Source organism: Achromobacter ruhlandii, assembly GCF_002082135.1.
GTDB lineage: Bacteria > Pseudomonadota > Gammaproteobacteria > Burkholderiales > Burkholderiaceae_B > Achromobacter > Achromobacter ruhlandii.
Map to the genome: position 1 here is coordinate 3,517,486 of NZ_CP017433.1, position 3,222 is coordinate 3,520,707.

The window sequence follows — 3,222 nt, forward strand, 5'->3', positions numbered from 1 at the left end:
ATCAGGGTCTTGAGTTCGGCGGCCAGCTTGGTGGACTTGCCGGTCGTCGCCCAGTCGGCCGCGTCCTGGCCCTTGGTGTCGAGCGTGGTGACATCGGCCCCCGCCTTGAGCAGCAGGTCCACCATCGGCTTGTTGCCCGACAGCGCCGCCATCATGAGCGGCGTCTCGCCATTGGGGGCCGGCGCGTTCACCATCGCCTTGTTCTGCAACAGCAATTGCGCCATGGCCAACTGCCCCTTGGACGCCGCGTAGTGCAGCGGTGTCCATCCCAGGCGGTTGACCTGTGCGCCGCGCGCCATGAGCGCGCGGGCGCGCTCCACCTGGCCCGCGATGGCCAGGTACATCAAGGGCGTTTCGCCAGCCGGATTCTCGATGTTCACGTCCGTGCGAGGATGAGCCGCCAACACGTCGAAGACCTTCCATGCGCCGTCCGCCACCGCCCGCATGATGGCCGGCTGGCCGTTGCGATAGCGCACGTTCGGGTCGGCGCCCTGCGCCAGCAGGTCCTTGATCTCGTCGGTGTAGTCATTGGCGACATAGACCCACCAGTCCGACGGATTGGCCGCCTGGGCGAGGGCCGGCGCCGACACGGCGACGCACAGCGCCAGCAGCGCGCCACGGCAGTGCGAGGCGAGTCGTCGGCGGGAGAACACAGTGCTGGCAACCATGGCAATCCTGATAAATTACTTTAGATATTTGACTTTAGATTATTTCTTTATCTTACTGAAAAGATTAAAGAAATTATCCGTGGAGGCCCGTGCCACCTCGGCCACGCTGATCCCCTTCAGTTCGGCGATCTTCTCGGCCACGTGGATCACCTTGGACGGATCGTTGAGCTTGCCCCGGTACGGCACCGGCGCCAGGTAGGGCGAATCGGTCTCGATCAGCAGGCGGTCCAGCGGCACCTTGGCGGCAACCTCGTGCACCACGTGGGCGTTCTTGAACGTCACGATGCCGGACAGCGAGATATGGAAATTCTGGTCGAGCGCGGCCTGGGCCACTTCCCAGGTCTCGGTGAAACAGTGCATCACCCCGCCGACCTCGGCCGCGCGCTCCTCGCGCAGCATGCGCACGGTGTCTTCGGCCGACGAACGCGTGTGCACGATCAGCGGCAGCCCGGTATCGCGCGCGGCGCGGATGTGGCGGCGGAAACGTTCACGCTGCCAGTCCAGCGGCTCGGACAGGCGGTAGTAGTCCAGCCCGGTCTCGCCGATCGCCACGACCTTCGGGTGGGCCGACAGGCGCACCAATTCCTCGGGTTCGGGATCGGGGGTGTCTTCGTAGTCGGGATGCACCCCGACCGAGGCCCACAGGTTGGCCTGCGGCTCGACCAGCGACATCAGGCCCGGCCACTCGGGCAGGTTGACGCTGACCACCAGCGCGTGGGTCACCTGGTTGGCGGCCATCCGCTCGAGAATCGCGGGCAGGTCGGCCGCCAGCTCGGGAAAGTTCAAATGGCAGTGTGAATCGACGTACATGAGGCTTGGATCAGGAGGCTGCGACGCCCCCGCCGCCGGACAGGCCGGGCGGCGGCGTCGCGGCGGGTTATGCCTGGCAGGATAGCACCACGCGCTGCAACGTCGCGTGGGCGAAAAGCTTGCCGTTCAGGGGATGCGTGGCCAGCGCGCGCTGACGCGTGAGCCAGCGCGCGGCTTCGGCGGCGCGCGCGGTGTTCATGCGTCCGGCCACCTCGGCCACGGCCGCCGCCAGCGACGGGAAATAACGCACCGGCGCGCCCGCCGCGGCCAGCATCAGGTCGGTATACAGGCGCTGCAGGGCGTCGATCCACTCAGCGGGCGCGGCCTTTTCCAAGGCCTCGGCCAAGGTGCCCACGTCAGGCGTCTGGCCCTTGGCCAAGGGGCCGACCAACTGCGTCAGCCAGGGCGGGCATGCGGTTTCCGCATGCTGCGCCAGGCGCAGCGCCGCCAGCGGCGCGCCCCCGGCGGCGGCCAGCCATTCGCGCGCGGGCTCCACGTTCTGGTCGCGCAGCCATTGCAGCGCGGTATCGGGGTCCGGCGCCGGCAACGGCAACCGCCGGCAGCGCGACACCAGCGTCGGCAGCAGGCGATCGGGCGCGTCCGCCACCAGCAGGAACACCGTGTGCGGCGGCGGCTCTTCCAGCACCTTGAGCAAGGCGTTGGCCGACACCACATTCAGCGCGTGCGCCGGATACAACAGCGCCACGCGCCAGCCGCCACGGTGGGTGGCGGTGTTGAACCAGGATTCCAGCGAACGGATCTGGTCGATGCGGATTTCCTTGGACGGCGCCTTCTTGGCGGCGCCGGCGGCCGGCTCGGCGTCTTCCGGGGGCTCGGCGGCGTCGGCGCCCTCCTCGACCGCCACGGCCTCGGGCCGGATGCGGCGCAGATCGGGGTGGTTGCCGCTGGCGAACCAGGCGCAGGCGGCGCAATGCCCGCAGGCCAGGCCGTCCTGCGGCGTCTCGCACAGCAGGCTGGCGGCGGCCGCCACCGCGAAATCGAGCTTGCCGATGCCGGCCAGGCCATGCACCAGCCAGGCATGGGCGAAACGCTCGCGATTGCCGAGCCAGGCCCGCGCCGTTTCCATCTGCCAGGGCAGGAACTGGGGCGCGCTCATGGACGGTCCGCCACCAGCTCGCGCAGCCCGGCTTCGAGCTCCAGCCGGATCTCGGCAATCGCCCGGGTCGAATCGATCACGCGGATGCGGTCGGGTTCGGCCGCGGCGCGGGCCTGGTAGGCCGCGCGGGTACGTTCAAAGAAAGCGGCGCCTTCGCGCTCGAAGCGATCCGGCTCGCGGGCGTCGGCCAGGCGGGCGCGCGCCACTTCCAGCGGCACGTCAAACAGCCAGGTGCGATCGGGCCGGCCCGCCTGCATCCAGGTTTCCAGCGCGGCCACGCGCGCGGCGCCCAGCCCACGGCCCCCGCCCTGATAGGCATAGGTGGCGTCGGTGTAGCGGTCGCACACCACCCAGGCGCCGCGCGCCAGCGCCGGCTCGATCACCTGGTGCAGGTGCTCGCAGCGGGCCGCGAACATCAACAGTGTTTCGGTATCCAGGCCCATCGGATCGGTCAGCACCAGCGCGCGCAGCTTTTCGCCCAGCGGCGTGCCGCCGGGTTCGCGCGTCGACACCACTTCCAGGCCCTGGCCGCGCAGGAATTCGGCGATCCATTGCGTGTGCGTGCTCTTGCCGGCGCCGTCCACGCCCTCCAGCGTGATGAAGCGTCCGCGTGAGGTCATTGCTCTT

At 69.1% G+C, this 3,222-nt stretch carries 4 protein-coding genes; all 4 read right to left on the reverse strand.

Translation table 11 applies throughout. The features are described 5' to 3' along the window. Nucleotides 1-668: ankyrin repeat domain-containing protein (locus tag AruCF_RS15785; protein WP_083036803.1), on the reverse strand; the 668-nt coding region annotated here is incomplete at its 3' end. A 39-nt stretch (nucleotides 669-707) separates the two neighbouring features. Then, entirely contained in the window at nucleotides 708-1,478 is a 771-nt protein-coding gene (locus AruCF_RS15790) for a TatD family hydrolase (protein ID WP_049074194.1), read from the reverse strand. Nucleotides 1,479-1,545: 67 nt separating this feature from the next. Further along, a complete protein-coding gene (gene holB, locus AruCF_RS15795) occupies nucleotides 1,546-2,595 on the reverse strand; it encodes a DNA polymerase III subunit delta' (RefSeq protein ID WP_049074195.1) in 1,050 nt (349 codons plus the stop codon). Continuing rightward, nucleotides 2,592-3,215: a dTMP kinase gene (gene tmk, locus AruCF_RS15800; RefSeq protein WP_049074197.1), complete on the reverse strand. Its 624-nt coding sequence runs from the start codon at nucleotides 3,213-3,215 to the stop codon at nucleotides 2,592-2,594. Before tmk ends, holB begins: the two co-directional genes overlap by 4 nt. Nucleotides 3,216-3,222: the final 7 nt, after the last annotated feature.

Excerpts from the sequence above, each read along its gene's own strand:
- tmk (WP_049074197.1), bottom strand. The coding sequence starts at position 3,215 with ATGACCTCACGCGGACGCTTCATCACGCTGGAGGGCGTGGACGGCGCC.
- AruCF_RS15790 (WP_049074194.1), bottom strand. The coding sequence starts at position 1,478 with ATGTACGTCGATTCACACTGCCATTTGAACTTTCCCGAGCTGGCGGCC.
- holB (WP_049074195.1), bottom strand. The coding sequence starts at position 2,595 with ATGAGCGCGCCCCAGTTCCTGCCCTGGCAGATGGAAACGGCGCGGGCC.